Origin of the sequence: Sivoneniella epilithica UHCC 1019, assembly GCF_040830845.1 — a bacterium.
Lineage (GTDB): Bacteria > Cyanobacteriota > Cyanobacteriia > Leptolyngbyales > Leptolyngbyaceae > ULC077BIN1.
Genome location: NZ_JBFPDP010000013.1, coordinates 1 through 24,576, shown reverse-complemented (window position 1 = coordinate 24,576; position 24,576 = coordinate 1). Strand labels below are relative to the sequence as shown.

The following is a 24,576-nucleotide window of genomic DNA, read 5'->3' as shown; positions in this document are numbered from 1 at the left end:
GGAGAACAGAAAGGCGATCTGTATGAAAGGATTCTGGACTAAAGCATTGGTAAAACCACTTCCGTTACGCAATTCGGCTGCAAAAGGGTTGATTACTACTCTGTGGGTCGTTGCCCAAGGCTTGACATTAACGGTGCCGGCGATCGCCAGTGGCGGTTCCAACCGTGAACCCATGAGCTACAGCGACTTATTAGTAAATATTGACAACGGCAAAGTATCCAAAATTGAGATTGATCCAGTCCAGCAGGTTGCCAAAGTTACGCTAGAAAATCAAGACAAGAAAGACCCGGCTCAAGAAGTTGCCCTGTTTAATAACTATCCTGAGCTAGTGAAACGAGCGCGTGATAATAAGGTGAACTTGGCGATCCAGCCCACTGCCGATAACAGCGCTGTCATGGGGTTACTTGCCCATTTACTTTTATTTTTACTTTTATTAGGCGGCTTGTTGTTAATCATTCGGCGGTCTGCTAATTCGCCGGGTGGTCCAGGGCAGGCGCTGAATTTCGGCAAGTCTCGCGCTCGATTCCAGATGGAAGCCAAAACTGGAGTCATGTTTGATGATGTGGCGGGGATTGAGGAAGCGAAGGAAGAACTGCAAGAAGTGGTTACCTTTTTGAAAAAGCCAGAGAAATTTACGGCAGTTGGTGCAAAAATTCCCAAGGGTGTGTTGTTGATTGGTCCGCCTGGAACGGGTAAAACATTGCTTGCTAAAGCGATCGCGGGAGAAGCAGGAGTTCCATTTTTCAGCATTTCTGGTTCTGAATTTGTCGAAATGTTTGTGGGCGTTGGCGCTTCTCGGGTGCGCGATTTGTTTAAAAAAGCGAAAGAAAACGCGCCCTGCATTATTTTTATTGATGAAATCGATGCGGTTGGGCGACAACGTGGAACGGGCATTGGGGGAGGGAATGACGAGCGGGAACAAACTCTGAACCAGTTGCTCACCGAAATGGATGGGTTTGAAGGCAACACTGGCATTATTATCATTGCGGCAACTAACCGACCCGATGTGTTGGATACGGCATTGCTGCGCCCTGGACGATTCGATCGCCAAATTTCTGTAGATTTGCCGACCTATGCTGGTCGGCTGGGTATTCTAGAAGTCCATGCTCGCGATAAAAAGCTGGAGCCGGATATCTCGTTGGAAGCGATCGCCCGTCGTACTCCTGGTTTTTCAGGCGCAGACCTCGCCAATTTACTCAACGAAGCCGCAATTCTAACTGCCCGCCGCCACAAAGAAGCAGTGTCCATGCTGGAAGTAGACGACGCGATCGACCGAGTGACGATTGGGCTAACATTGACTCCTTTGTTGGACAGCAAGAAAAAACGCTTGATCGCCTATCACGAAGTGGGTCACGCCCTGCTGATGACTCTGCTCAAAAATTCTGATCCGTTGAATAAAGTCACGATTATTCCGCGATCCGGCGGTATCGGTGGCTTTGCCCAACAGTCATTTAACGAAGAAATGATTGACAGCGGACTGTATACGCGATCGTGGATGACTGATCGCATCACCATTGCCTTAGGGGGTCGCGCTGCGGAAGAAGAAGTGTTTGGTTCCGCAGAGGTGACGGCTGGAGCTAGCGGCGATATTAAAGCGGTTGCTGAGATAGCCAGAGAAATGGTCACCCGCTACGGGATGTCTGATTTAGGGTTAGTTGCCTTAGAAAGTCCCGCCGGCGAGGTCTTTTTAGGGCGAAGTATGATGTCCCGTCAGGAATATTCTGAGGAAGTTTCTACTCAGATTGATCGCGAGGTGCGAGAAATTGCATTGCGCTGTTATCAAGAAGCTCGTCAAATGATTCGAGACAATCGTCCCTTAGTTGATCGCTTAGTTGAGGTGTTACTCGACGGAGAAACGATTGAAGGCGACGAATTTCGGCAGATTGTAGAAGCCTATCGGGAACTACCTGTTGCTGCACCAGCCCTTTAAGTCAGCGTTTTAGATCCTTAGCGATCGCCTTTAGCATGGTCGGAAGGGGATGCAAAGGGCGATCGCTTTTAAGTTTAGAAATCACTTCTGCAACACTCAAACTGAGAAATTTGGTAGTCTAGCTTAAATAGGTTTGGGCAAAAGAGCGTGGACATTCAAATTGGTAGGGGCAAGACTGCCCGTAGAGCATACGGTATTGATGAAATTGCACTCGTTCCAGGATTGCGAACCCTCGACCCGGTTTTAGCAGATACTCATTGGACAGTTGGCGGCATTGACCGAGAAATTCCGATTATTGCCAGTGCCATGGATGGGGTTATAGACGTGGGTATGGCAGTCCATTTGTCTCAACTAGGCGCTTTAGGAGTGCTGAATTTAGAAGGCATTCAAACCCGATATGCCGATCCAAATCCCATTCTTGATCGCATTGCATCCGTGGGCAACGATGGTTTTGTCACACTAATGCAGGAGCTTTATGCAGAACCGATCAAAGCGGAACTAATTACCCAACGAATTCAGGAGATTAAGCAGCAGGGCGGGATTGCTGCCGTGAGCGCCACTCCAATTGGAGCCACGAAATATGGTGAAACAGTTGCCAAAGCGGGAGCCGATCTGTTCTTCATTCAAGCAACAGTCGTTTCAACCGCTCACCTCTCTCCAGAAACCGTCACGCCGTTAGATTTAGCAAACTTCTGCCTGGAAATGCCAATCCCAGTCATTTTGGGCAACTGTGTGACCTATGAAGTCACCCTTAACCTGATGAAAGCCGGAGCCGCCGCCGTATTGGTGGGAATTGGACCGGGTGCCGCCTGCACATCACGCGGAGTGTTAGGGGTAGGCATTCCTCAAGCCACTGCGATCGCCGACTGTGCAGCGGCTCGTGATGATTATCACCGTGACACAGGTAACTATGTGCCAATTATTGCGGATGGCGGTTTAATCACAGGGGGCGACATTTGTAAGTGTATCGCCTGTGGTGCCGATGGGGTAATGATTGGTTCTCCCTTTGCTAGAGCCAAAGAAGCACCGGGACGCGGTTATCATTGGGGCATGGCAACTCCAAGCCCAATTTTGCCGCGCGGCACTCGTATTAAAGTTGGCAGCACAGGCACCTTAGAACAAATCTTACGGGGACCTGCTCAGTTAGATGACGGCACCCATAATCTACTAGGTGCATTGAAAACGAGCATGGGCACACTAGGTGCAAAAAACCTTAAGGAAATGCAGCAAGTCGAAGTGGTGATTGCTCCTTCCTTACTGACTGAAGGCAAAGTTTATCAAAAAGCACAGCAGTTGGGTATGGGAAAATAGACTATGGGGAGAGTTAAATTAGACACTAGAATTTAATTCTTAAAACTTTATTCCGTCTTTTTTACAACTCCTGGAAAAATGATTTAGGTCGTTTACAATAAAGAGAGCGGAAATGAAAGTTTCCGTTCACTCCTCACACCACACTCCGCCTGAACAACGTTCGGGCGGTTCCTTTTTTAAAGAGTATAGAAAGAGCTAGTAGTTAAGGATAGAAAAGACTAGCTGTTAAGAGGTTCTTTTTAGGAATTAGTCTATCTATTCGGCATATTAGACAAGTTTGTTTAATGGGGGGATCTTCGGGCTATGGTAGGATGTTTGAAACATGTTTAGGCAAGGATTTTTGAGCATGTCATCCGCCGCACAAGTTACGGATTCTACGTTTAAACAAGAAGTTCTTGAAAGCGAAGTTCCAGTTTTAGTTGATTTTTGGGCTCCCTGGTGTGGTCCGTGCCGAATGGTAGCACCGATTGTAGATGAGATTTCCACTCAATACGAGGGACAAGTGAAGGTCGTTAAGTTAAATACTGATGAGAACCCAACTGTCGCAAGTCAGTATGGTATTCGTAGTATTCCTACTTTGATGATTTTTAAGGGTGGACAGCGGGTAGATATGGTTGTAGGGGCAGTTCCTAAAACTACTCTTGCAACGACTTTAGAAAAATACCTTTAATAATCTGTTATTTACTTTTCCCCTAAAAAAAGAAGAATAGATAGCAGGTTTATGAAGGGTTTGAGAAATGTGTTCTCTATCCTAAAAGCCCCAAGCGATCGCCTGGGGCTTTTTCATCGGCTCAATTCATCCGTTCGGTATGTCCTGATTTAATCCAACCTTCCACATTGCTAGTTTTCAACCGGACTCGCTGCCATTCCTGATTAGGGGTTTCTTCTAAAACTATTACTTCTTCATCAAAATCAATTCCCCCCACTCGCTCAGCATCCACACTAGGATTCGACCGGATATTTAAGCCCTCAGATAGGGTGATTTTTGCTGAATAACCAGTTGCACTGGGTTTTGGCGAAGGAGTTGCGCTAGGAGTGGGTTGGGGTTGAGTCGGTTTGGGTGCGATCGCGGCTGGGGGGGGCTTGGGAGATGGCTTGTCGTTGGGAAACATGGGTTTAGGAGGTGGAGTTGTAAATTGAGTAATCAAATATTGAGCAGCAAGAAATCCACCGCCAGCGATAAGCGCGATCGCCACTAAGCAACCACTAAACACTTTAAGCAACCCTGATCCATTCATGCTGATGAACCCCATCAACGACCTGGCAATTCTAAGCGATCGTTCATCATTATCGACCGAACTTTACAGATCCTTATTCACTCCCATTGGTATCGCCTTACCTATCGCCACACTGCCCTTGCTGGCGTAGTAAATGGTCACAAAGCACCAACGCCACCATTGCTTCCACCATGGGCACGGCACGAGGCAACACGCAGGGATCATGCCGCCCCTTGGCTACCAGTGTTACGGCTTCCCCTTCTCGCGTCACGGTTTTTTGTTCCTTGCGAATCGTGGCTGTGGGTTTGAAGGCAACTCGAATCAAGATGGTTTCACCGTTGGAAATGCCGCCCTGTATCCCGCCCGATCGATTAGTTACTGTACGAATAGTGCCGCGATCGTCCGTATAAAATTCGTCGTTGTGTTCACTGCCCGCCATCAGCGTTCCGGCAAAGCCAGAGCCAATTTCAAAGCCTTTGGTCGCCGGTAAAGACATGACCGCTTTAGCTAGGTCGGCTTCTAACTTGTCAAACACTGGCATTCCTAACCCTTTAGGCACATGCCGCGCCACACACTCAACAACGCCTCCCAAAGAATCGCCCTGATCGCGAAAGCGCTCCACTAGCTCAATCATCCGCTCTGCGGCTTCGCCATCGGGACACCGGACAATATTGCTTTCCACCTGCTCTAAAGTGACGGTTTCTGGGTCGATCGCCCCTTCGAGATCTTTAATCCGCTTGACGTAGGCAATAATTTCCACTCCAGCAGCTTGACGAAGAATTGCTTTAGCGATCGCCCCCGCTGCAACCCGCCCAATCGTTTCCCGTGCAGAAGAGCGCCCACCGCCCTGATAGTTGCGAATGCCATACTTGGCATCATAGGTCGCGTCGGCATGAGAAGGACGGTAGGTTGTCGCCATTTCGTCATAATCCTGCGATCGCTGGTCTTGGTTTCGCACCAAAATTGAAATAGGCGTGCCAGTCGTTTTCCCTTCAAACATGCCAGACAAAATTTCGCAGCGATCGGCTTCTTTGCGCGGCGTAGTGATTTTGCTTTGACCGGGACGACGGCGATCCAGTTCAAACTGAATTGCTTCGGTTGAAATCTCCAAACGGGGTGGGCAGCCATCAATCACCACACCCACACCGCCGCCATGGGATTCGCCAAAGGTCGTAACTCGAAATAAATGACCGAAAGTATTGCCCATGCTATCGATTGAACCACGCTTTAAAGCTCTCATCGTAGCGGAAAGGCTGACTCATTTCTATGCCACTAATCTATGCCAGTAATCTAGATTTTTACAAAAACTGTCCGAAGTGTTGTTAAATCTCGTCTGCCGAATAGCGTGAGTCTTCTAACGGGGTCGCTTCTGAAGCAGGACGTTTAGATTGCGCTCCTTCGACATGATGAACTTGGCTTGTTTTAGCGGCGTTTTCAGAGGGTTGAACAGCAAAAGAGTGGACGTTAGTGGAATCCAGTTCTGGAGGATAAATGGTTTCTTCCACACCAGAACGGGAATGCGATCGCCCGGGGAACCGATCTTCAGAAGATTCCAGTCGTTCACTACTGCTCTTGCTGGGAGGCAAGCGATCGCCCGATCTCCGAGAGGTCGCCGGCGATCGCGTAAAGGTTTTCCAGGCGGTTTTCATTCCTGTCAATAAACTGCGAGTGCCAAGCTGTACTTTTTTCGCTTGCTTACGGGCACCGCTAAGCGATTGGTCTACCTGCTTTGCCACCTGTCCCGCGCTTTGCACCCCTTCACTCAAATCATCCGTCAGGTCGGTAATTTCCATCCCTGTTAGCCGAATCGCTTCTAGCGTCGGTGGAAACTCCCGCCGTAGGGTTTCAAACAGTTTGTCTGCACTCCGGGCTGCTCGCCCCAATTCTTTTAGGGTAGGAATGGCAACAATAAGTACAATCGTCAAGCTGGCGGTGACGAACAAAAAAGATACAACGAGCCAGAAGAGAGGATTGTTCACAGGGGTAGGCTACAAAAGAGTGTCACGGGCAGGAGATTGAGATTGAGCAGCCAAAGAATCTGATTCTTCCAACGCTTGATGTTGCCGCTGAGTGGCTTCCATGCCAGCCGCGATCGCATCCTTGAGGCGAACCAAAGTACTATCCCAGTTTCGCAACGCCGACTCTGAAAGACGATCTGCTTGGAGTTGCACTGTTGTCGATAAATCTTCCGCTAGTTCGGGTAAGGCATCCGCCGACTTTTTCAAAATCTGGCGGGTTTCGCGACCCGTTCGAGGTGCCATCAAAATTCCCGCGATCGTACCAGCGGCGGCTCCCAACAGCAACCCTCCCAAAAACGATCCAGACCGATTATTTGACATATATTCAGCCCTATCCTTGTCATTCAGGGAAAACGTTGAATCAATTTCAGCTATCAAAGCTCCCATCTTATCAATCTTTGGTAAAGGTAGGAGGGGTTAGGTTTCGGGCTTCGAGTTTTGGGTACAGAGTGTTGAATGTCGAATGTCGATCAACATAGGCTTGATAGCGTCTCCCCTTTGCTCTCAATGCTTCATGACTCGCCATTCGTAATTTTTTCCTATTCCTGCCCCTTACCCCCGTACCCGTACCCCCGTTGCCTACTTCCGCCCTCTGACTCCTGCAACCGGATTAAAAACATTCCGCCGCCAGAGGGATTGTCCTAGGCTAATGAGCGACAAAAGCTTTTGGATTTTCTGGATTTTTTGCTCGAAGTTTTGATAGCTATATCGCGCTCTATTAACGCTCAAGGTTGCTTTGTTAAGTTTGGTGGGAGCGTTGTAAAGAAGTTGATAAAAATATTGTTCAACCGCTAAAGTGCTACCAGCTATTCTGTTGAGCCGCGTTTTTAAAGACCAGAGTACTTCCGCAAGGCGTAGGCAGATTAGCCCCAGTACAACGTTAGTAATAACAACAAACAGAACCATCACAAAATGGGTAAATGGGACAAACGATAGACTTAAATGACGGGCGATCGCGTTTCTTGCTTTTGATTGCTGATTGGTGAAACGGAAAAACGCCTTTCGACTCTTTCGACTATTGTAGTGATGCCTCTCTAAGACGGATACCCCCTACCCGACATTAGGGCAAAGCATAGAATATTCCTATCATTAAATGAGAGAAGATTATGGTTCAAGCTGCACCTGCTGCGACTTTGTATGTCAATTCAGCGATCGGCAACGATGCTGCTGGTGGAAATCAGGTGGCTCCTTTCAAAACCATTAGTCGGGCGCTGAAGCAGGCAAAACTGGGCGATCGCATCCAGCTTGGTACTGGCACCTACAGCGCTGCTAGCGGCGAAGTGTTTCCTTTAGCGATTCCCGCTGGAGTGACCGTAATTGGCAACGAAGCCACAAAAGGCGCAGGGATTGTGATCAACGGCAGTGGCAGTTATGCCAGCAAAACCTTTGCGGGGCAAAACATTACTCTGCGGATGGAAACGAATGCCCAACTAAGAGGAGTAACCGTTACCAATCCGGCGACACGAGGAACAGGGGTTTGGATTGAATCAACTAATCCAGTCATCATCAACTGCACGTTTACGAACTGCAAGCGTGAAGGTATTTTTGCGACTGGAAACGCTAGCCCTGCGGTATATGACAATGTGGCGACTCGCAACGATGCCAATGGGTTTAGTATTGTGCGGAATGCCAAGGGTGAATGGCGACGCAATGTTTGCCGAAATACAGGCTTTGGTTTTTCGATTGGCGATCAGGCGGCTCCGCTATTGGCAGAAAACCGAGTATTTGAGAATCGCTCAGGAATCGTGCTGGGTCAGGAGTGTCGTCCGGTGTTGCGGTTGAATGTGGTAGAGCTCAATACCAGCGAAGGTTTAACGATGATCGATCGCGCCATGCCTGACCTCGGTAAAGGGCAAGATCCGGGAGGAAACATCTTTCGAGGCAACACCGAGTGTGATATCAACAATGCCACGGCAACTCGACTGCTCTCTGTGGGCAACCAGATTAATCCGGTTAGAGTCAAAGGGTTAATAGAACTACTGGCAAACGAGATCCCCAATCCTGCCCCCTTGCCGACTCCCACGCCCGTGCCGCCCCCAAACCCTGGCGAACTCACCGACATTGAAGGACATTGGGCAGCAGGATTTATTCGCGGACTGGTTGCAAAGGGCTATATCAGCGGTTTTCCCGATGGCAGTTTCAAACCTCAAGCACCGATTACCCGTGCCCAATATGCCGCCATTATTGCCAAAGCTTTTAGTTTGCCTGCCAAGCAAGCAGTTACCCCGTTTGTGGATGTAGCCAATAGCTATTGGGCGTTTCCCTTCATCCAAAAAGCGAACCAAATGGGCTTTATTTCGGGCTTCCCTGATGGGTCATTTCGCCCGGATCAAAATTTGACGCGGGTGCAGGCGATCGTGTCTTTGATTGGCGGCTTAGGATTAACAGGCGGTTTGTTAGATGTGTTGAGCTTTTACAGCGATCGCGTCCAAATTCCCAGCTACGCTGCCGAAAAAGTGGCAACCGCAACCCAGCGACGGATTGTGGTGAACTATCCCACGGTGCGCCAATTGGAACCGATGCGCGATGTAACGCGGGGCGAAATTGCGGCACTGGTCTATCAATCCTTGGTGGCATTAAACCAAGCGCCCGCGATCGCTTCGCCCTACATTGTCAACCCGGATTTGACCGCTGCCGCTTTTACCGATATCTCCGGACACTGGGCAACAGACTTTATTTCTGCCCTGGCAAAACAAAACCTGATTGGCGGGTTCGCTGACGGCAGTTTCAAGCCAGATATTGCGATTAATCGGGCGCAATATGCCGCGCTGCTGGTCAAAGCATTCAACCCTTCTCCCAAACGGGATGCGATCGCGTTTTCTGATATTCCAGCCACCTTCTGGGCAAAACCGTTTATTGATCAAGCCTACCGCGCTGGCTTTATTTCAGGCTTTCCCGATGGTTCTTTTAAACCTGACCAAAACATTCCCCGGTTTCAATTGCTGGCATCGCTGATCAGCGGTTTGGGCTTAACGGGCGGAGATATCAGCCTGCTAGCTGCCTATGACGATCGCGCTTCGATTCCCCAATATGCTCAAAACCAGATAGCAACGGCAACGCAACAAAAGCTAGTGGTAAATCATCCCACCTTACGGCAGTTAAACCCCGTGCGCGACACCACCCGCGCTGAGGTTGCCGCTTTTGTCTATCAAGCTTTAGTGCAATCGGGGCGATCACCTGTCATCGCTTCACCCTACATCGTGTCTGTGTAAAAGTTTTCTGTGTAAAAGTTTGTAAGACGCGATCGCCCAAATGATGACTACTCGTTTAGCCCAAAGAAGCAACTATGACCATTTACTTTTACGTTGAACGAGAAAAGCCTTATGGGTGCTTCTCCAATTTTTCAGCCCATGGGTTTATGTTGGATGAGCTATATTGGGCAACCAGTGAACATTATTTTCAAGCGCAAAAGTTTATTAACACACCGCATCTGGAGAAAGTGCGACAAACCAAAACTCCGAAGGATGCAGCCAATATGGGCAGAAATCGATCGTTGCCGCTTCATGCTGATTGGAATCAGGTGAAGGATGAGGTAATGAGAAAAGCAGTGCTGCAAAAGTTTAGAACTCATGCAGACATTCGAGAGATTTTGCTAGCCACTGGAAATGAAGATCTGGTGGAAAACTCCCCAGTCGATTACTACTGGGGCTGTGGAAAAGATGGCAGCGGTAAAAATCAATTAGGGCAGATTTTAATGGAAGTCCGCGAAATTCTGACGAGGTTCTAAGTTCTGATTGTAGTTCTCAGTACAAATAGATCTGTGCAAGCTACTAAACCTAGAAGCTCTCATCTTGGAAAAATAGATTAAGCATTTAACCCTCGCGGATTTGCTGACGGAGTTTTTCTAGTTCTGGATCAGCGGTTTGGGCAGGCAGTTGAGCCGTTGCACTGGTGCCAGACAGAGCTTGGGATTTCATGGCTTCTAGCTCTGCGTCAATGTCGTCGGCTTGACCGAGTTTCTCAAACCGCTGTTCCAAATCGTCCATGCTAAGTTCGGTGATCGCTTCCGATTGGGCTTCGAGTTGCAACACCTTTTCTTCCATGCGATCGAAAGCTTGCATGGCGCTACCTGTGCCCACATTTCCCATCATGTCGTTAATTTGCTGGGTGGCTTTGGCAGACCGGGCACGAGCGATATAAAGATCCTTCTTAGTTTTCGCCTCAGAAATCTTGCTTTCCAGCTTTTTCATGTTTTGTTTAAGCTGGTCTACCACAACTGATTGCTGAGTGAGTTGGGTTTTCATTGCCGTGGCGGTTTCTTCATAGGATTTGCGGCGCACTAGGGCTTCTCGCGCCAATTCTTCTTCTCCTTTTTGCAGAGCTAGTTGTGCGCGCCGATACCAGTCATCGGCGGTGGTTTGCGCTTGGGAATATTGCCGCTCGGTGCGCTTTTGGGTCGCGATCGCTTGGGCTACTGCTTGGCGCAGTTGAATCAGGTCATCCTGCATATCCAGCACAACCTGTTCCAAGATCTTTTCAGGATCTTCTGCTTGGCTGACCAACGCATTCAAGTTGGCACGAATCATCCGCCAGATTCGATCAAAAAATCCCATGACGCTTCCACAGGTAAAAGAGCATGTTAATCATACTAACCTACCTTTTCGGTTCAGGCTTTATCCCTTCGGGCTTATAAATTTCTGCTTCTACTCCCTGTTGGCGCAGTTGCTCAACCCGGGCTTTGGCAGCACTTTCATTTTCAAACGATCCAAGCTGAACTTTTGCTCCAGATGGATAGTTTTGTAAGTAGGCATCGGGTACTTTTTGCTGTGCCTCATTTAAGGAGCGATCGCTGCTATAAGGAGTCACTACTTTATAATCAGGTTCGCGAATATATTCTCTGATCTGCGTCGGTGACTGAGATGCTGCTGGAGCCGGAGCCACAGTAGGGAGCGCTTCTGGTGATACAGGCTTAAATTTGATAGGCGGCGGAGTATAAGATTTGGCAGGCGCGGCATAACTTCGCGCTGGGGCGGATTGGTAGGGTTGGGCAGGGGGTCTGTAGCGAGGAATGGGAGAGGAGGCTGGAGGTGGTGAAACTCTGGGAGGTAGGGGAGTTGATCGAGAGAGGGGGGCAGCAGGAGCGATCGGGATCACCGGATCAGGAAGGGGTTCCGCAACCCTTAATGTTGCAGCACTGGTGGGAACAGGTTCAGAAGATTGCGTTAGTCCAGTGGAGCTTGATTTGCCAGAAAGCCCTAAGTTGGCAGATTGCGCGCCTTTGACTGAACTAGCTTCAGCGGTGTTCAGGGTAGGAACGCCAGCGCTACTAGAAGGCGCTACCTCAACGGAGCCTAGGGTTTGTAAGTTTAGGTCAGGAAATTCACGGCTGGCAAGATTAGGTTGAGGCGCACTAGCCATTTCAGCCGTAGAACTGTTGGCAGGAGAAACCGTCGCCCCTAGGGGATTGGCAGCCGTTGGAGTCTCGTTACTATTGAAGAAGCGGCTAACGCTAGTTGGATTCATCACCAAAAAGCCAAACATTGCGCTAGATAACAGCAGCAGCAACATTGATCCCATACCCAATGGGGTCAGCAAACTTTGAAAGAAGCTTTGCTCGGCTTGAACTTCTGCTTCTTCTGCGGCGAGGCTTCGCAATAATTCAGAGGACTCTAAATAGTAATCCGGGCTAATTTCATCTAAGGCTGAGTCTGCGCCACTGGCAACTTGGGCAGCATATTGAGCAGCAAGCTCTTTGAGTTCAGAGATATTTGCTATCGATAGATCAGCGTGATCGGGTAAAGCCGCGATCGCCAAATCTAGTGCGGTCGCTGCCGCTGATGGTTGAGCCAGTTCAAGGTTGGATTCAATAGTGGGTGCAACAGGCGGAGGGGGCGCAAAAGATTCAACAGATTCAGCGATCGGTGCAGTTGAGATTAAATCTAGACTTTTTGGCGCTTTTCGATAAGCCGTCGGGCGAGGAGAATAGGTCGCTTTGCCCAACGCTTTTTGCCGTCGATACCGAGCAAGTTCTTCATCAAGCTGAATGTCAGAACACGCAAAAGCTCTCTGCAACAGCGGATGCAGCGATTGAACACAAGCCTTAGAAGACGTTATTGTAGAAGACTGACGCATTTCAAAACCCCCAACCAATTCTTCATCAAATCACCCAAGCGACTCACCCCAAACCAACCAAAGTCCAATATCTCAAAGTGAAGAGAGTGCGATACTATAGCTGACTTGCACTAGGACACCATTGCTAACGATCCCTTAGACAAAAACGAATTTCACCTAGTATCACTTCTTTTGGAACTCAAGTAGAACCTGAGCCAACGTTATACACTTCTTTTTCTAAACTTGATCACATTTTTTTGATTACATTTTTTGATTTTTTATTGCGGACTGTGCAATCATGGCTTTCCATTCGCTTAACCATGTTCTAGGGTCTTTAGAAGGTCAGTATAAGCAGAAACAGCAGCAACAGCTTCAGCAGGTTTTGGGACATTGGCAGTCTGTGGTCGGAGTCGTCGTTGCAGCGCAAACTCGTCCAATCTCAGTGCAGCGCGGAGTTCTTAAGGTTGCAACCTCCAGTTCTGCTTGGGCACAAAATTTGGTGTTTGAGCGCCAACGTATTTTAGAGAAACTGAATCAGGTCTTGTCGCGATCGCTGACTGATATTCGGTTTTCTACGGCTCAATGGGCAGAGATTCCCCTAGCAACCTTCCCCGGTGAACAAGAGCAAACAGCGCTGTGGCAGGATCATCCCAGTCGTTTGCCAGCAGGCACCATTCCCTTAAGCAATTCAGCCACATTGCCTTCAGATACGCCGCTGGTGGCGTTTCAACAGTGGGCAACACTCATGCGATCGCGAACTAACCATCTTCCTCACTGTCCCCAATGCCATTCCCCTACTCCAATTGGGGAACTAGAACGTTGGCAAATTTGCTCACTATGTGTGGCAAAACGTTGGTAAATAATACGAATTGCTGAAGTAACTACTTACAGAGTGATAATAATCACACATTTTAGTGAGCTAGAACATACACTTTTTTTTGGGGCAAGCCAAGCTTAATGATCTGTCAGTAAATTAGTGATTTGAAAAAATATAAATCCCTTATTTTTTTAGCATTTAATCCCATCACTAAACTCTTTCAAAAGTAAGATTCTTTCTCTAAGAGTGACTGGATAGAATGCGTTCACAAATATTTCTCCTTTAACAAAGACTCACTTTAATAAAGTTTTATCAAAAAACCGCTTTTAGTTTTACTTGATCCCTGTCGTTTTTTGGTGCAAACCAAGAAGGTTTACGGAAACTACACACAAATCAATTCTTAGGTTGCTCAAATCTAAAGAGAATCTAAAAGTCACTTTTTATCTTGAATCGCTCAAAGTCCATCGGTGCTGTGAATTCAAGATGAAAAGTCTTCTAAAACGCAAAAAACTGTTAGTTAAAAATGGGGATCAGCACTTCTTGCTCACTTTAAAAAATTTTATGAAGTCCCTTGAATCCTCAATATCGTTTTGTCGTCACTGCCGCTACTACCTTCCTCAAGGGCGACGCGGAGGGCATTGTCAAAAGCTCAGCGTTTCTGTTAAAAGTCAGTGGAATGCTTGTAGTGTATCGGCTCCCCCTTTTCTGCCGCCTTGGAATGGATTGGGAGACATTATGATTTGGCAGCAAAAAGCGTTAGAAGTGCAAGAAGCTGTTGAAGCAAATGCTTTTCGTGAGGATTTAGGAGAAGCGGAAGTTGCAGCCCAACCTCTGCCAACACCACTCAGCGTTGAAGCTTCATCCAGTTGGGTTTAAGCTGTTTGCATTTAGATGTTTTAACAAGGTCGATAGTTTTATTTTATGGTAGCCAAGGATACTGTCGAAAATCGGGCGATCGCTTCTCTAAAAACGCCTGTTTTCCTTCGGCTCCTTCTTCGGTCATGTAATAGAGCAGGGTGGCATTGCCTGCCAGTTCCTGTAACCCAGCTTGACCATCGCAGTCAGCGTTAAACGCTGATTTGAGGCAACGAATCGCGATCGGGCTTTTGGCTAAAATTTCTTGCGCCCATTGAATTCCTTCCGCTTCTAGTTGCTCTACGGGTACAACACAGTTTACTAGTCCCATATCTAAGGCTTCAGCCGCATTGTATTGACGGCATAAGTACCAGATTTCTCTCGCTTTTTTTTGCCCCACAAGTCTTGCTAAATAGCTCGCCCCAAAACCTCCGTCAAAACTGCCGACTTTGGGTCCGGTTTGCCCAAAAACAGCGTTATCTGCCGCGATAGTTAAGTCGCAGAGAATGTGCAGCACATGTCCACCGCCGATCGCGTATCCTGCCACCAGTGCGATGATCACTTTGGGCATGGAGCGAATCAGTTTTTGCAAATCCAGCACATTTAAGCGAGGAATTCCTGCTTCATCGACATATCCGGCTTCTCCGCGAACGCTTTGATCGCCGCCAGAACAAAACGCATATTTGCCATCCGTATGAGGTCCTGCTCCAGTAAACAAGACAACTCCAATCCGCGTATCTTCACGGGCATTCCAAAACGCATCATAGAGTTCAACAACCGTTTTAGGACGGAAAGCGTTGCGCTTATGGGGGCGGTTGATGGTGATTTTGGCAATCCCATCTGCTTTGTGATACAGAATGTCTTCGTAGGTTTTGGCAATTTGCCAGTCAATTTGCATACGAAATGAGTTTTGAGTTTTTAATTTTGAGTTTTGAATTGGGGAAATCGTCGCTCAATCATTTATCTTTGCAGCAAAGGTGCCTAAATGATTGTGTCGCCATTGGGCATCTGCTTTGCGATCGGTGCAGAGTTCTAAAACACGGATGCCAGATTTGGGCAGGGGATTGAGTCGGTCTGCTAGGTGATCCCAAGTGGTAATTCGTTCGTGTTCAACCCCATAGGTTTTACACAGGTGAGCAAAATCAATGGATTGGGGCAGGGCAAAAAACTCTTCAAAGGGCAAATCAAATTGGGCGATCGCTAACATTTCAAAAATGCCGCCACCGTTGTTATTGATTAACACGATCGTGAGATGCCCGATAAAATGCTGCTGTAGCAAAAAGCCATTGGTGTCATGCAGTAAGGCTAAATCCCCGGTGAGCATGACGCTGCTCTGGTTGCGATGGGCAACTCCTAACGCCGTGGAGAGACTGCCATCAATGCCGTTTGCGCCTCGATTAAAAAATAGCTGAATTTTAGAATTGCCAGGAACCCAAAAAAAATCTACGTCGCGCACGGGGGTACTGCTGCTGATAAATAGGGGCGTGTTAGGAGGCAAGCAGCGAGAGAGCATCCAGGCAGCTTTGCCTTCAAATAAATGAGTAGTTTTACTCAAGGCGCGATCGCGGTTTTGGCGAGTTTCGGTTTCTGCGGTTTGCCAGAGATGCCAGTAAGGATTGGTTTTAGCAGGATTCAAATCTTGTACAAATTGTGCGGCTACTTGCTCGACAGAACAGTGTAAGTGAATGGTTCTCCCGTGGAGTGGATCTAAATTGCGTCCACTGGGATCAATCACCCACTGTCGCGGTTCTGTTGCGGTTAGCCAAGTCCGCAATTGTTTGCTGGTGGGCATTTCGCCAATCCGCAGGATGATCGCAGGTGCCAATTTTTCTGCCCACGCCGCATTCCGCAAAATCAGGTCGTAGGTTGAGATCAAATTGGGGATCAGATTGGCGTAATTGCGAACTGGAGACAGCCCTTCTGCTAGGACGGGATAACCGAGAAAACTGGAAATAACCGCGATCGCTTCACAGTAGGCTTCGGGGTCGTTTGGTTGAGCGAGTCCAGCGATGATGATGCCTTGGGATGAAGCTTGCCAGTGGGCGAGAGGGAGGGGAAGGGTGAAGGAGGGGAGGGGGGAAGGGGTAGAGGGGAGGGCAGAAAAAAAGTGGGTGGCGTTGAAGGTAAGGGCTTGCGCTTGGACGGAAGGGTCGGGAATGGGGGCAAGCGGTTCCCGCAGCGGTATGTTGAGATGGACTACGCCTGGAGTTGGAAAAAGAGTGTGCTCCCAGGCGTGGATCAGGGTTTGGCGGAGGTAGACAAGTAGGGCAGGTTCTATCGACGCGATCGCCAGTTCGGCATACCAGTTGGGAAAGGAGCCATAGAGTTTCTGCTGGTCGATCGCTTGTCCGGCGTTGCAATCGCGCAGTTCGGGAGGGCGATCGGCGGTCAAAATTAGTAGCGGTACTCGACTTTCGTAGGCTTCAATCACAGCCGGATAGAAGTTTGCGCCAGCCGTGCCGGAGGTGCAGATTAGGGCGACGGGTTGATGCTGTTGACGCGCAACTCCAAGGGCAAAAAAAGCGGCGGAGCGCTCGTCCAACACTGGAATTGCGTCGATGGTGGGATGATTGGCAAACGCGATCGCTAACGGAGCCGATCGCGATCCCGGGCAAATCACTGCTGTCTTCAATCCCAATCGAGCTAGCATTTCTACCAGAATAGAAGCCCAGACTAGATTCGTGTTCGTAAAATCAATCGCCATTATCCTTCTGGTTTCAGCGCTTCTTGAGCCGAAATCCCGTCTCCTTGATAGCCAAAATACCCCAAGGTGGCAGCGGCTTCTGCACGAGTGACCGCTTTTTTGGGTTGGAAAAGAGTGGTGTAGCCAAAGGCACGACGAATATTGGATTGGTCGCCATTTTGGAAATCCGCTAACACGGCACGTTGCGCTTTGGGATCAATCCGGGCAGCATCTTGAAAGCCCCAGGTTTGCTTGATTGTCTCCAAACTGCTAACTGGCAAAGGCTGGCGCGTATCTATCGGTACTTTCCACAGCAGCACAGTTTCCCGGCTCAGCTGAGCATCGGGGCGAAAGGTGACCGCAGTTGAGTCGCCCGATAAAGGACTGGGAATAATTCCCGCTTCTGCTAACCCTTGAATCGCGGCAAAATCGCGATCGCTAGCGGGCACATCCCGAAAAACGGGTTGAGAACTGCTGGATGCGGGTCGAATTTGTTGAGCCGTGCGATCGCGATAGAGGCGATTGTTTGCAGCAAACAGCCATCGCGCATACTCGCGCCGCGAAACTGGTTTATTCGGTGCAAAATTGTTGTTATCGGCTTTCTCCTTCCCACTCGACGACAACTCCAAAACGCCAAGTTGGTCAAGCGCCGTGATGTAAGGCTGTAATTCTTTGGGCGCTTTCTCTATATCGGTGAAAGAATTGGGCGGCAACGGCGCTGCTGTTTGTATAGGTGGCTGACTGGAAATAGGTGGCTGACTGGATTGCAGAGTATCATCCGAACTTCCCGATAATCCTAAGAATGCTTCTTCTGGTGTAGTGGTTGGCTCGGATGCGGTTGGCGAGGGACTAGGAACCGCTCCAATCACACTGCCCTGCTGATATTGAATCGCAAAATCTGTGCCAGTCGTAGCAGCCGGGTTGGATACATCTGGCTTCGGCTGAATGGCAATACTTACTTTTAGATCGTTTCGATTGGCGGTTAGGGTTCCCTGGGTTGTGCTTAAGGGCGATGCCTCCAGCGTCCAACCATTGGTTTGAAACTGCTCTTTGTAAAAGGCGAAAACGCGATCGCTGCTGTCTGCGCTGACCCATTGAGTGGTTCTGTCTGGTTCACTGACCGACTGCAACACTGCCGCCGGATATTGGGGAATTTCTACTGGAAACGTAGTAGGTAGTTCCGCCTGAGAAGTTGGGTTTTCGGTGGGAGACGGCGTTGGGGCGATCGCCTGTCCATCTCCGTCCAAAACCGTTTCTTTTAGCTTGGGGTCAGCGGCTAAAGATGTTTGCAGCGACTCTCCCAAACCACTATTGGCGCAACTGGTCAACAGCAAGCAACTGAACACTATTAATGAGGCAGACAAACAACGATGAAACACGATTACTTTCAGCAAAATCCTCTACAGCCCTACCCTAGCGTAGATTGGCAAGAGTGAAGGGGGAAGTTTTGAGTTTTGAGTTCAATTTTGAGTTTTGAGTTTTGAGTTCAATTTTGAGTTTTGAGTTCAATATGGTTCTTTATTGTCCATCTGTTGATATGCGATGAATACGGCTTCTAGGAAGTCGTCGGAGGTAGTGTTGGGCGGGGTGGTTTCCATTGCCAGCAGCGATCGCAGTTGTCGGGCGAGTTCCATGCTTTTGTCGGTGTGGGCTTGAGTTGTCATGGTGGTGCGGCGCTGCAAGTATTCTCGAATCACGGCATAGTCATCGGGTAGCAGTTGATTTAGATCGGCAATGTCAGGTAATTGAGCGGCAAGGGTTTTAGCATGGTCTGAAAGGGCGATCGCAGATCTTTTATCCCCTTGAGATTCCTGAATCACAATGGTTCCGGCTGCCCAATCGCCAATGCGTTTTTCCCGCTTGCTAAACAGGATAAACACTGCGCCAATGAAGCAAAAATCATCGACTGGGCGCAACAGCGATCGCAGAGTGGCTTGCATCAAGCGAACCGATCGACCGTCATCGCGCACCACTCGAATTTTGACCCGCCGCTTCCCCGGAGTTTGCCCTTGCCAAATTGTTTCAAACAGAATGAAATAGCCATTCCACAGCGCAAAATTGAGCAATATAAAAATTGCGATTAGCCACAGAGGAGCCGAACTATAATCTCTGCCAAAAGACTCTAAAGAACTGAGCAGCCCGATCGCCACGACAAACCAAACAATCCAGAAAGCAGAAAGCACTAAAAATAGGATTGAATAATCAATCGTTAATGCCAACGTGCGGCTGCCAATTCCCGCCAAGGTGAACTCTAGCTCAACGCTTTCGGGCGTGGCGAGGGAAACTCGATTGAAATAGCGCATGATGGCATTCCTTACTTTTAGCGATCGCGCAGGTTTAAGCCAAGACCTTCCTGCCGAGTTCGCAAATCATAATAAACCGCTGCTTTAATGACTTGCCACAGCGGTAGTATTACAACAGACAATAGCAATCCAATGGCGTAGCTGATTAGTGATGATAAAGCATTGCCGATCGCCAATGCATTGGGGTTATCTCGGATCAATCCCAACACTAAGCCTTGGGGAATGATCGAAATGAATTGGGCAATTAAATAAAGCGGCAGAGTGATGGCAAACGTAATCAGCAAGACTAAAGACACTCGCCAAATATTACCCTTGGTTAAGCTCCAAAAGCGCTTAACGGATTGAAGCGGCAAGATTTGAGGTTCAACTGCCAAGGGAACTTCTGCCCCAAATAGTCGAGCGCTTAGCCAAAAGAAAGCCGTGACCACGACCAGCATAATCAACAGCGACAGCAGCACCCCAATAACTATCAATCCAGAATTTGGAGAACCACTAAAGCCACCGAATGCTGCAAACAGGGCAACGCCAAACACCGCTGCCACCAAATACATGCCAAGCACCAAGCCAGCGGCAATTAGCCCAACCCAGATTTGAGTTGCGAAGAAACTCCACTTGCGAGAATTGGTAAATCGGCGAGCCTCCGTCAGTGCTTCAGGCTCGTTGGTCAGTTCTCCAAAGGCTAAGCGGGTAATTAACGCAGAATTCGCTAAGGATTTAGCCGAGGAAAACACCGCCAATACAATAATGGCAACAAACCCTAAAACTCCGATTCCAGCCCCGGCTGTTGGTTGCTGGCTGGCACCCATAATCACTGCTACGATAAGTCCCAGTACAATTAGTGCAAGAATGGGCAGCAAAGACCAACCGACAGCCGCTAATGCAATAGGTAAATATTCATTGAACTTTTCCCGGTAAAGCTGAAAGCTACTGCTGACGATATTGCCAACACTGAGGGGTTCCACCGGGGACGATCGCGAATCTTGAGCCATGAGTTACGCTCCTGCTAAAACGGTGAATGATGCCGCTATCCTAATCCACCTCGTTTCGTTCGTTGCAAATATAAACATCTATGAACATCCAGCGCTGGATCGGTCGGCGACAACCCAGTTGGCAGGCGTTAGAAACTCTCCTCAAAAAGTTGGAAAGCAAGGGGCTAAAATCCCTAAAAGCAGAAGAAATTCGGCAGTTGGCGAGTCTGTATCGCTCCGTGTCGGCAGATTTGGCGCGGGCAAAAACGAATCAGGTGGGAGAACGAGTCACCCAGGATTTACAAGCCTTAACCACTCGTGGCTATGCCCAAGTGTATCAGGGCGATCGCAAGCAGGAATGGCAAGCCGTGCTGGAGTTTTATCGTTGGGGTTTTCCGGCGGCAGTTCAGGAAGCAGGCGGCTATATTGCCTTTGCTACGGCGCTATTTATTTTTGGTGGCGTGGTGGCGTGGTGGCTGGCATGGCACGATCCCATGTTTATGAACCTGTTGCTGCCAGCGGAGATGATTGAAAAAGTGCGAGATCGCGGCGAATTGTGGATGGGTTCTATTTTAGGGATTGAGCCACTCGCTTCTAGCAGCATCATGATCAACAACATTAAGGTGTCGTTTGCCGCGATCGCGGGGGGCATGACCGCCGGACTTGCCACCACTTATATTCTGCTGCTCAATGGTTTGCTCATTGGCACCGTGGGGGCGCTCGTAGGGCAAAATAATCTTGCCCTTCCCTTCTGGGCATTCGTTTTTCCCCACGGCGCGCTGGAATTGCCTGCCATTTTTTTGGCGGGAGGTGCAGGCTTTTTGCTGGCTAAAGCGATTCTGTTTCCAGGCAAATATCGCCGTGCGGATGCCCTCAAAGTTTACGGAATGCAGGCAGCAAATCTGGTTTTTGGCATTGTGCCCATGCTGGTGATTGCTGGCATTATTGAAGGCTTTGTTTCCCCACAACCAGCGATTCCCGATTTAGTCAAATACGCGATCGGCACTGGGCTGTTTGTGGCATTAGTGGGGTATCTCAGCTATAAAAAGCCAATCGCTAATAGCCATTAGCTGCGGTTGAGCGGTGCAATAAACACGTTGCCAACTTCATCGCGAACCGTCACTTTCACCGTGCGAACAACACCTTTTGGATCAGTGACCTTACAGTCAAAAGTTTCTCCGACTTTGGCAGGGCGAATTTTGCCGCCACAATCCACCGCAACTTTCCCTATATCTTTGCTCTCAGCACTTTTTTGAATAAAGTCATTCAATTTAGAGAGCAGCAGCATTCCCTTGGTGCCCCAGCGAAATTTACTGGGATCGCTGGTCGGTTCAACGACAACGGTAAATGCGCCTGCATCTGAGTTGATCTGACACTCGTAGGCTTTTGATACGGGGGCATTTGAATTTCCAGGTTGACTGGGCGCTGCCAAATTTGCCGGACAGTCTACCGATTGAATCGTTAAGTTTCCCGCTTTGCCGACCAACCCTGCCAAATTGTTTTCCACTGCCTTGACGGATTCTGGCTTTTCCGCTGTTGGAGAGGGCGTTAAGGTGGGCGTTGGGCTAGCACTGAGGGGAGTCTCTGTGGGACTGGCACTGGGCAACAATCCAGTGGAAGTGGGAAACGGAGATTGGAGGATTGGTGACTCTGTTGGAAGAGGACTAGGTTCTGGAGAATTGCAACCTGTGAGCGCGATCGCACCCACCACAATCAACCACCCAATTTTTTTACTGAGTGGTCGCTTTGACCGTTGAATTAATAGGCGATCGCACTGACTCATACAAACACTCTCCTGCTAGCTCACTCGCATCCTCTGCCGCTTTCTATTATGCAAGGGCAAGGACGATTAAGGCGTTGTTATGCTGGTCAAGTTATCGACGGGATTGTATTTTATTTAATGCTTACGTGTATTGCATCTGTTAGTTAAAATAGCGGACAGCGTTTACTGGAAGAGATCTAATGGTGTTGCCAAGTGCAATCGTTACGCTACAAGAAATTACTCAAGAAAATCTTGAAGATATTCTCGCTTTGAAAGTAACTGACGAACAAGAAGAATTCGTTGCCTCCAATGCTTGGTCTCTTGCTCAAGCCCATTTTTATCCAGAAGTTGCTTGGTTTCGAGCGATTTATGCTGATGAAACACCCGTCGGTTTTGTGATGCTGGAAGATGATCCGGTCAAGGCATCCTATTTTCTTTGGCGATTCATGATTGATGCCCGTTTTCAAAAGTGCGGATTTGGGCGACGCGCTTTGGAATTGTTGATCGAACACGTCAAAACACGCCCCGGCGCAAAGGTTTTATTAACAAGCTGTGTGCCGGGAGAGGGGAGTCCAGGGAAATTTTATCAGAAGCAAGGCTTCGCATACACCGGTGAGAAGGAAGATGATGAAGCACTGATGATGAAGCGTGAACTTTGAGGTTGCCTTTACGCTGCCTCGTGCGATCGCCCTTTTACCATATTCCTAAACTGGCAGCAGCGACACATGGGCAGAGACAATCCGCCATCCTTGGGGAAACTTTCGCCAAAATTGGCTTTGTCTACCCGATCTCGCCACTCCATCAATCTGGCGGCAAAACTCCAGGGTAATCGCCGCCGTATCCTCGCCAAACGGGATCACTTTCAGATTGGAGATTTGCCGTTCCAGGTTTTTTGTGGGGCGATTTTGGCGAAACTGGCGAATTTCGTCAATCCCATACAAATTTTCAGTGGCACCAAACCGCACCACATCGGCTGATTCCCAAAACAGCGCATCTAGAGTTACCAAATCGTTGCAGCAAAGAGCGGTTTCGTAGGTTCGGTAGAGTTGGGTAAGCTCTGCAATTAAGTCACTCTGGGAATAGGTTTGAGAATAGGTCATTGCAGATAAATGGCATCCTGATCCAGTTCAAAAATATAGTGATAGTCGAATATGAGTGATTGAGAATGGCGAATAATGGAAAAGCCCATATTCGTAGTGACATCCGTTGGGAAAGTGGCGATCGCCAACTCCACCAACTTTTTCTCAGACATAATCGGCTTTTTCACATAATAATCGCGCCGCGCAAAAAATAGGTTTTCATCTTTTGGCACAATAATCTGATTAATCCGGTGAGCATGTTGAATCGGCTTAATGTAAGTCTGCAAAAACTCTTCCTGGTTACGCTGCAAGCGATAGAGCTTTTCCTGCTGATACCAACTCATGCGAAACATCATCTTAATCAACTCAAAACCCAAAATATACGAAAACACATTGTTGCGTTCCTCCGTACTCATCACCAACCGCAATGCCGACTCTAAATAAAGATCCGGCTGAGTTCGCATATCTTGCGCCGAATGGATATAAAACTGACGAATATAATGCCGTAAAGAATTAGTATCCAGATCGGTTTTAACCTTAAATTCTTTCAAATATTCTTTGACTTTTTGCTTTGTGTCACGGTCTTCCAAAACTTTAGACACTAACCCATCGGCGGTATAGTCATCTAAAAATTTTGCCCGTGTTTCTGGCGCAGCCGCACACATTAAATGGCACAACGACAACACATAGCGGCGCTGTGCCCAAGGCAGGCTTTCAGCCCATCGCCGCGCTTCAGGAGGAAGCTTCAGCAACAGATTCTCAGCAGAAACGGGATTAGAAAAGGTCGGTGATGATTCCAATGACTCATTCATAAATACTCTTAAAGGCGGCGATCGCTGTATTGCACCGCCTTAGTATTCAGTGTGCCCAACCTTTGCAGTTATCAACAGCGCAAGCCTTACTTTATTCGATCAAATTATGCTTAAGCAAATTATGCTGGAATCGATGGGTGACGATGCTCCACCTCAATCACCGTATGCACATTGCCGCGAGGATTATAATCGCCCTTAATTTTCACCTCCAAGGGATCGCACGCTGCCACAAAATCATCCAAGATTTGATTGATTGACTCTTCGTGGGAAATATAGCGATCGCGATAGCTATTGATATAAAGCTTAATTGCCTTTAGCTCCACGACCTTTTGGTTAGGAACGTAGGTCAGGTAAATCGTTGCAAAATCGGGATATCCCGAAAACGGACACTTGCAGGTAAATTCAGGCAGCACAATCTGAATCTCGTAGCGTCTACCAATTCGCGGATTGGGAAAGGTAATCAATTGTCCCTCATCAATTAACCGCTCTCCATACTTTGGTTCGATAGGGTTTGGCAACTCAGATTTAGACGGGATCAGGTCGGTAGGAAGTTGACTCATGATTGATGTAGAAAAAGGATAAACGTGGGTCATGGGAGCGATCGCGTCGCCAGAACTTCATTTTAAAGTGTTTGAGAGCCAGACATTTTGGCGTTGCTGAATTGAGGGATGAATATCAAAATTCGCCCTCACCCTAGTAGTCTGTCAAGAAAGAATTGATGGATAGAGACGCTTGAGTTTGATGCGGGCATCTTGAGTCGTAAATTGCCA

General features: G+C 48.4%; 25 protein-coding genes. 9 read left to right on the top strand and 16 right to left on the bottom strand.

Annotated elements, in window-relative coordinates; all coding sequences use genetic code 11:
* Positions 1 to 22: 22 nt before the first annotated feature.
* The 3 genes from ftsH (at position 23) to trxA (ending at position 3,911) form a co-directional block, all read left to right on the top strand.
* Positions 23 to 1,930, top strand: coding sequence for an ATP-dependent zinc metalloprotease FtsH (gene ftsH / locus AB3R30_RS10250; protein ID WP_458649081.1), 1,908 nt, complete (start codon positions 23 to 25; stop codon positions 1,928 to 1,930).
* Positions 1,931 to 2,077: 147 nt separating this feature from the next.
* On the top strand, positions 2,078 to 3,241 hold the full coding sequence (locus AB3R30_RS10245; RefSeq protein WP_458649080.1) for a GuaB3 family IMP dehydrogenase-related protein: 1,164 nt from the start codon (positions 2,078 to 2,080) through the stop codon (positions 3,239 to 3,241).
* A 346-nt stretch (positions 3,242 to 3,587) separates the two neighbouring features.
* A complete protein-coding gene (gene trxA, locus AB3R30_RS10240) occupies positions 3,588 to 3,911 on the top strand; it encodes a thioredoxin (RefSeq protein ID WP_171574577.1) in 324 nt (107 codons plus the stop codon).
* Between the two features lie 121 nt (positions 3,912 to 4,032).
* Here the strand turns inward: trxA and AB3R30_RS10235 are convergent, their stop codons facing one another.
* The 5 genes from AB3R30_RS10235 to AB3R30_RS10215 form a co-directional block, all read right to left on the bottom strand.
* Complete coding sequence (locus AB3R30_RS10235; protein ID WP_458649079.1) at positions 4,033 to 4,479, bottom strand: SH3 domain-containing protein; 447 nt, start codon at positions 4,477 to 4,479, stop codon at positions 4,033 to 4,035.
* Between the two features lie 97 nt (positions 4,480 to 4,576).
* Positions 4,577 to 5,665 carry a chorismate synthase gene (aroC, locus tag AB3R30_RS10230; RefSeq protein WP_458649078.1) on the bottom strand — a complete coding sequence of 363 codons (1,089 nt, stop codon included), beginning with the start codon at positions 5,663 to 5,665 and terminating at the stop codon, positions 4,577 to 4,579.
* Positions 5,666 to 5,780: 115 nt separating this feature from the next.
* On the bottom strand, positions 5,781 to 6,437 hold the full coding sequence (locus tag AB3R30_RS10225) for a hypothetical protein (protein ID WP_458649077.1): 657 nt from the start codon (positions 6,435 to 6,437) through the stop codon (positions 5,781 to 5,783).
* Between the two features lie 9 nt (positions 6,438 to 6,446).
* Positions 6,447 to 6,863: a YtxH domain-containing protein gene (locus AB3R30_RS10220; RefSeq protein WP_458649076.1), complete on the bottom strand. Its 417-nt coding sequence runs from the start codon at positions 6,861 to 6,863 to the stop codon at positions 6,447 to 6,449.
* A gap of 192 nt (positions 6,864 to 7,055) precedes the next feature.
* Entirely contained in the window at positions 7,056 to 7,382 is a 327-nt protein-coding gene (locus AB3R30_RS10215; RefSeq protein ID WP_458649075.1) for a hypothetical protein, read from the bottom strand.
* A 200-nt stretch (positions 7,383 to 7,582) separates the two neighbouring features.
* Between AB3R30_RS10215 and AB3R30_RS10210 the strand changes: the two genes are divergently transcribed.
* Positions 7,583 to 9,688, top strand: a complete 2,106-nt coding sequence (locus AB3R30_RS10210) for an S-layer homology domain-containing protein (protein WP_458649074.1) — start codon at positions 7,583 to 7,585, stop codon at positions 9,686 to 9,688.
* Between the two features lie 74 nt (positions 9,689 to 9,762).
* The gene (locus AB3R30_RS10205) at positions 9,763 to 10,203 is read left to right on the top strand and encodes an NADAR family protein (protein ID WP_458649073.1); all 441 of its coding nucleotides are present in this window, start codon (positions 9,763 to 9,765) and stop codon (positions 10,201 to 10,203) included.
* Positions 10,204 to 10,288: 85 nt separating this feature from the next.
* Here AB3R30_RS10205 and AB3R30_RS10200 read toward each other — a convergent pair whose 3' ends face one another.
* Together AB3R30_RS10200 and AB3R30_RS10195 are read right to left on the bottom strand one after the other, a co-directional pair.
* Entirely contained in the window at positions 10,289 to 11,029 is a 741-nt protein-coding gene (locus AB3R30_RS10200) for a PspA/IM30 family protein (RefSeq protein WP_458649072.1), read from the bottom strand.
* 40 nt (positions 11,030 to 11,069) lie between these two features.
* Complete coding sequence (locus AB3R30_RS10195) at positions 11,070 to 12,548, bottom strand: SPOR domain-containing protein (protein ID WP_458649071.1); 1,479 nt, start codon at positions 12,546 to 12,548, stop codon at positions 11,070 to 11,072.
* Between the two features lie 277 nt (positions 12,549 to 12,825).
* Here AB3R30_RS10195 and AB3R30_RS10190 point away from each other — a divergent pair, with 277 nt between their 5' ends.
* Together AB3R30_RS10190 and AB3R30_RS10185 are read left to right on the top strand one after the other, a co-directional pair.
* A complete protein-coding gene (locus tag AB3R30_RS10190; protein WP_458649070.1) occupies positions 12,826 to 13,386 on the top strand; it encodes a DciA family protein in 561 nt (186 codons plus the stop codon).
* Positions 13,387 to 13,905: 519 nt separating this feature from the next.
* Positions 13,906 to 14,220, top strand: a complete 315-nt coding sequence (locus tag AB3R30_RS10185) for a hypothetical protein (RefSeq protein WP_458649069.1) — start codon at positions 13,906 to 13,908, stop codon at positions 14,218 to 14,220.
* A gap of 43 nt (positions 14,221 to 14,263) precedes the next feature.
* Here AB3R30_RS10185 and menB read toward each other — a convergent pair whose 3' ends face one another.
* From menB to AB3R30_RS10160, 5 genes are all read right to left on the bottom strand, one after another.
* On the bottom strand, positions 14,264 to 15,097 hold the full coding sequence (menB, locus tag AB3R30_RS10180) for a 1,4-dihydroxy-2-naphthoyl-CoA synthase (RefSeq protein ID WP_458649068.1): 834 nt from the start codon (positions 15,095 to 15,097) through the stop codon (positions 14,264 to 14,266).
* A gap of 54 nt (positions 15,098 to 15,151) precedes the next feature.
* Positions 15,152 to 16,903, bottom strand: a complete 1,752-nt coding sequence (gene menD, locus AB3R30_RS10175) for a 2-succinyl-5-enolpyruvyl-6-hydroxy-3-cyclohexene-1-carboxylic-acid synthase (RefSeq protein WP_458649067.1) — start codon at positions 16,901 to 16,903, stop codon at positions 15,152 to 15,154.
* Positions 16,903 to 18,228, bottom strand: a complete 1,326-nt coding sequence (locus AB3R30_RS10170; protein WP_458649066.1) for an S-layer homology domain-containing protein — start codon at positions 18,226 to 18,228, stop codon at positions 16,903 to 16,905. The genes menD and AB3R30_RS10170 overlap by 1 nt, the downstream gene beginning before the upstream one ends.
* A gap of 159 nt (positions 18,229 to 18,387) precedes the next feature.
* Positions 18,388 to 19,185 carry an RDD family protein gene (locus AB3R30_RS10165; RefSeq protein ID WP_458649065.1) on the bottom strand — a complete coding sequence of 266 codons (798 nt, stop codon included), beginning with the start codon at positions 19,183 to 19,185 and terminating at the stop codon, positions 18,388 to 18,390.
* A 17-nt stretch (positions 19,186 to 19,202) separates the two neighbouring features.
* A complete protein-coding gene (locus tag AB3R30_RS10160) occupies positions 19,203 to 20,174 on the bottom strand; it encodes a hypothetical protein (protein WP_458649064.1) in 972 nt (323 codons plus the stop codon).
* A gap of 80 nt (positions 20,175 to 20,254) precedes the next feature.
* Here AB3R30_RS10160 and AB3R30_RS10155 point away from each other — a divergent pair, with 80 nt between their 5' ends.
* Entirely contained in the window at positions 20,255 to 21,223 is a 969-nt protein-coding gene (locus tag AB3R30_RS10155; RefSeq protein WP_458649063.1) for a stage II sporulation protein M, read from the top strand.
* Here AB3R30_RS10155 and AB3R30_RS10150 read toward each other — a convergent pair.
* Positions 21,220 to 21,936 carry a DUF4333 domain-containing protein gene (locus AB3R30_RS10150; RefSeq protein ID WP_458649062.1) on the bottom strand — a complete coding sequence of 239 codons (717 nt, stop codon included), beginning with the start codon at positions 21,934 to 21,936 and terminating at the stop codon, positions 21,220 to 21,222. The genes AB3R30_RS10155 and AB3R30_RS10150 overlap by 4 nt on opposite strands.
* A gap of 179 nt (positions 21,937 to 22,115) precedes the next feature.
* Here AB3R30_RS10150 and AB3R30_RS10145 point away from each other — a divergent pair, with 179 nt between their 5' ends.
* Positions 22,116 to 22,574 (top strand): GNAT family N-acetyltransferase, encoded by a 459-nt coding sequence (locus AB3R30_RS10145; RefSeq protein WP_458649061.1) that lies wholly within the window; start codon positions 22,116 to 22,118, stop codon positions 22,572 to 22,574.
* A 45-nt stretch (positions 22,575 to 22,619) separates the two neighbouring features.
* Here AB3R30_RS10145 and hpxZ read toward each other — a convergent pair whose 3' ends face one another.
* From hpxZ to queF, 3 genes are all read right to left on the bottom strand, one after another.
* Positions 22,620 to 23,015: an oxalurate catabolism protein HpxZ gene (hpxZ, locus tag AB3R30_RS10140; RefSeq protein ID WP_458649060.1), complete on the bottom strand. Its 396-nt coding sequence runs from the start codon at positions 23,013 to 23,015 to the stop codon at positions 22,620 to 22,622.
* Positions 23,012 to 23,806 carry a cobyrinic acid a,c-diamide synthase gene (locus tag AB3R30_RS10135; RefSeq protein WP_458649059.1) on the bottom strand — a complete coding sequence of 265 codons (795 nt, stop codon included), beginning with the start codon at positions 23,804 to 23,806 and terminating at the stop codon, positions 23,012 to 23,014. Before AB3R30_RS10135 ends, hpxZ begins: the two co-directional genes overlap by 4 nt.
* A gap of 119 nt (positions 23,807 to 23,925) precedes the next feature.
* Positions 23,926 to 24,399 (bottom strand): preQ(1) synthase, encoded by a 474-nt coding sequence (gene queF / locus AB3R30_RS10130; RefSeq protein ID WP_458649058.1) that lies wholly within the window; start codon positions 24,397 to 24,399, stop codon positions 23,926 to 23,928.
* Between the last annotated feature and the right edge of the window lie 177 nt (positions 24,400 to 24,576).

Coding starts and splice junctions, on each gene's coding strand:
- ftsH (WP_458649081.1), top strand. CDS start 23: ATGAAAGGATTCTGGACTAAAGCATTGGTAAAACCACTTCCGTTACGC.
- trxA (WP_171574577.1), top strand. CDS start 3,588: ATGTCATCCGCCGCACAAGTTACGGATTCTACGTTTAAACAAGAAGTT.
- AB3R30_RS10235 (WP_458649079.1), bottom strand. CDS start 4,479: ATGAATGGATCAGGGTTGCTTAAAGTGTTTAGTGGTTGCTTAGTGGCG.
- aroC (WP_458649078.1), bottom strand. CDS start 5,665: ATGGGCAATACTTTCGGTCATTTATTTCGAGTTACGACCTTTGGCGAA.
- AB3R30_RS10220 (WP_458649076.1), bottom strand. CDS start 6,863: ATGGGAGCTTTGATAGCTGAAATTGATTCAACGTTTTCCCTGAATGAC.
- AB3R30_RS10215 (WP_458649075.1), bottom strand. CDS start 7,382: ATGGTTCTGTTTGTTGTTATTACTAACGTTGTACTGGGGCTAATCTGC.
- AB3R30_RS10210 (WP_458649074.1), top strand. CDS start 7,583: ATGGTTCAAGCTGCACCTGCTGCGACTTTGTATGTCAATTCAGCGATC.
- AB3R30_RS10205 (WP_458649073.1), top strand. CDS start 9,763: ATGACCATTTACTTTTACGTTGAACGAGAAAAGCCTTATGGGTGCTTC.
- AB3R30_RS10200 (WP_458649072.1), bottom strand. CDS start 11,029: ATGGGATTTTTTGATCGAATCTGGCGGATGATTCGTGCCAACTTGAAT.
- AB3R30_RS10195 (WP_458649071.1), bottom strand. CDS start 12,548: ATGCGTCAGTCTTCTACAATAACGTCTTCTAAGGCTTGTGTTCAATCG.
- AB3R30_RS10190 (WP_458649070.1), top strand. CDS start 12,826: ATGGCTTTCCATTCGCTTAACCATGTTCTAGGGTCTTTAGAAGGTCAG.
- AB3R30_RS10185 (WP_458649069.1), top strand. CDS start 13,906: ATGAAGTCCCTTGAATCCTCAATATCGTTTTGTCGTCACTGCCGCTAC.
- menB (WP_458649068.1), bottom strand. CDS start 15,097: ATGCAAATTGACTGGCAAATTGCCAAAACCTACGAAGACATTCTGTAT.
- menD (WP_458649067.1), bottom strand. CDS start 16,903: ATGGCGATTGATTTTACGAACACGAATCTAGTCTGGGCTTCTATTCTG.
- AB3R30_RS10165 (WP_458649065.1), bottom strand. CDS start 19,185: ATGCGCTATTTCAATCGAGTTTCCCTCGCCACGCCCGAAAGCGTTGAG.
- AB3R30_RS10160 (WP_458649064.1), bottom strand. CDS start 20,174: ATGGCTCAAGATTCGCGATCGTCCCCGGTGGAACCCCTCAGTGTTGGC.
- AB3R30_RS10155 (WP_458649063.1), top strand. CDS start 20,255: ATGAACATCCAGCGCTGGATCGGTCGGCGACAACCCAGTTGGCAGGCG.
- AB3R30_RS10150 (WP_458649062.1), bottom strand. CDS start 21,936: ATGAGTCAGTGCGATCGCCTATTAATTCAACGGTCAAAGCGACCACTC.
- AB3R30_RS10145 (WP_458649061.1), top strand. CDS start 22,116: ATGGTGTTGCCAAGTGCAATCGTTACGCTACAAGAAATTACTCAAGAA.
- hpxZ (WP_458649060.1), bottom strand. CDS start 23,015: ATGACCTATTCTCAAACCTATTCCCAGAGTGACTTAATTGCAGAGCTT.
- AB3R30_RS10135 (WP_458649059.1), bottom strand. CDS start 23,806: ATGAATGAGTCATTGGAATCATCACCGACCTTTTCTAATCCCGTTTCT.
- queF (WP_458649058.1), bottom strand. CDS start 24,399: ATGACCCACGTTTATCCTTTTTCTACATCAATCATGAGTCAACTTCCT.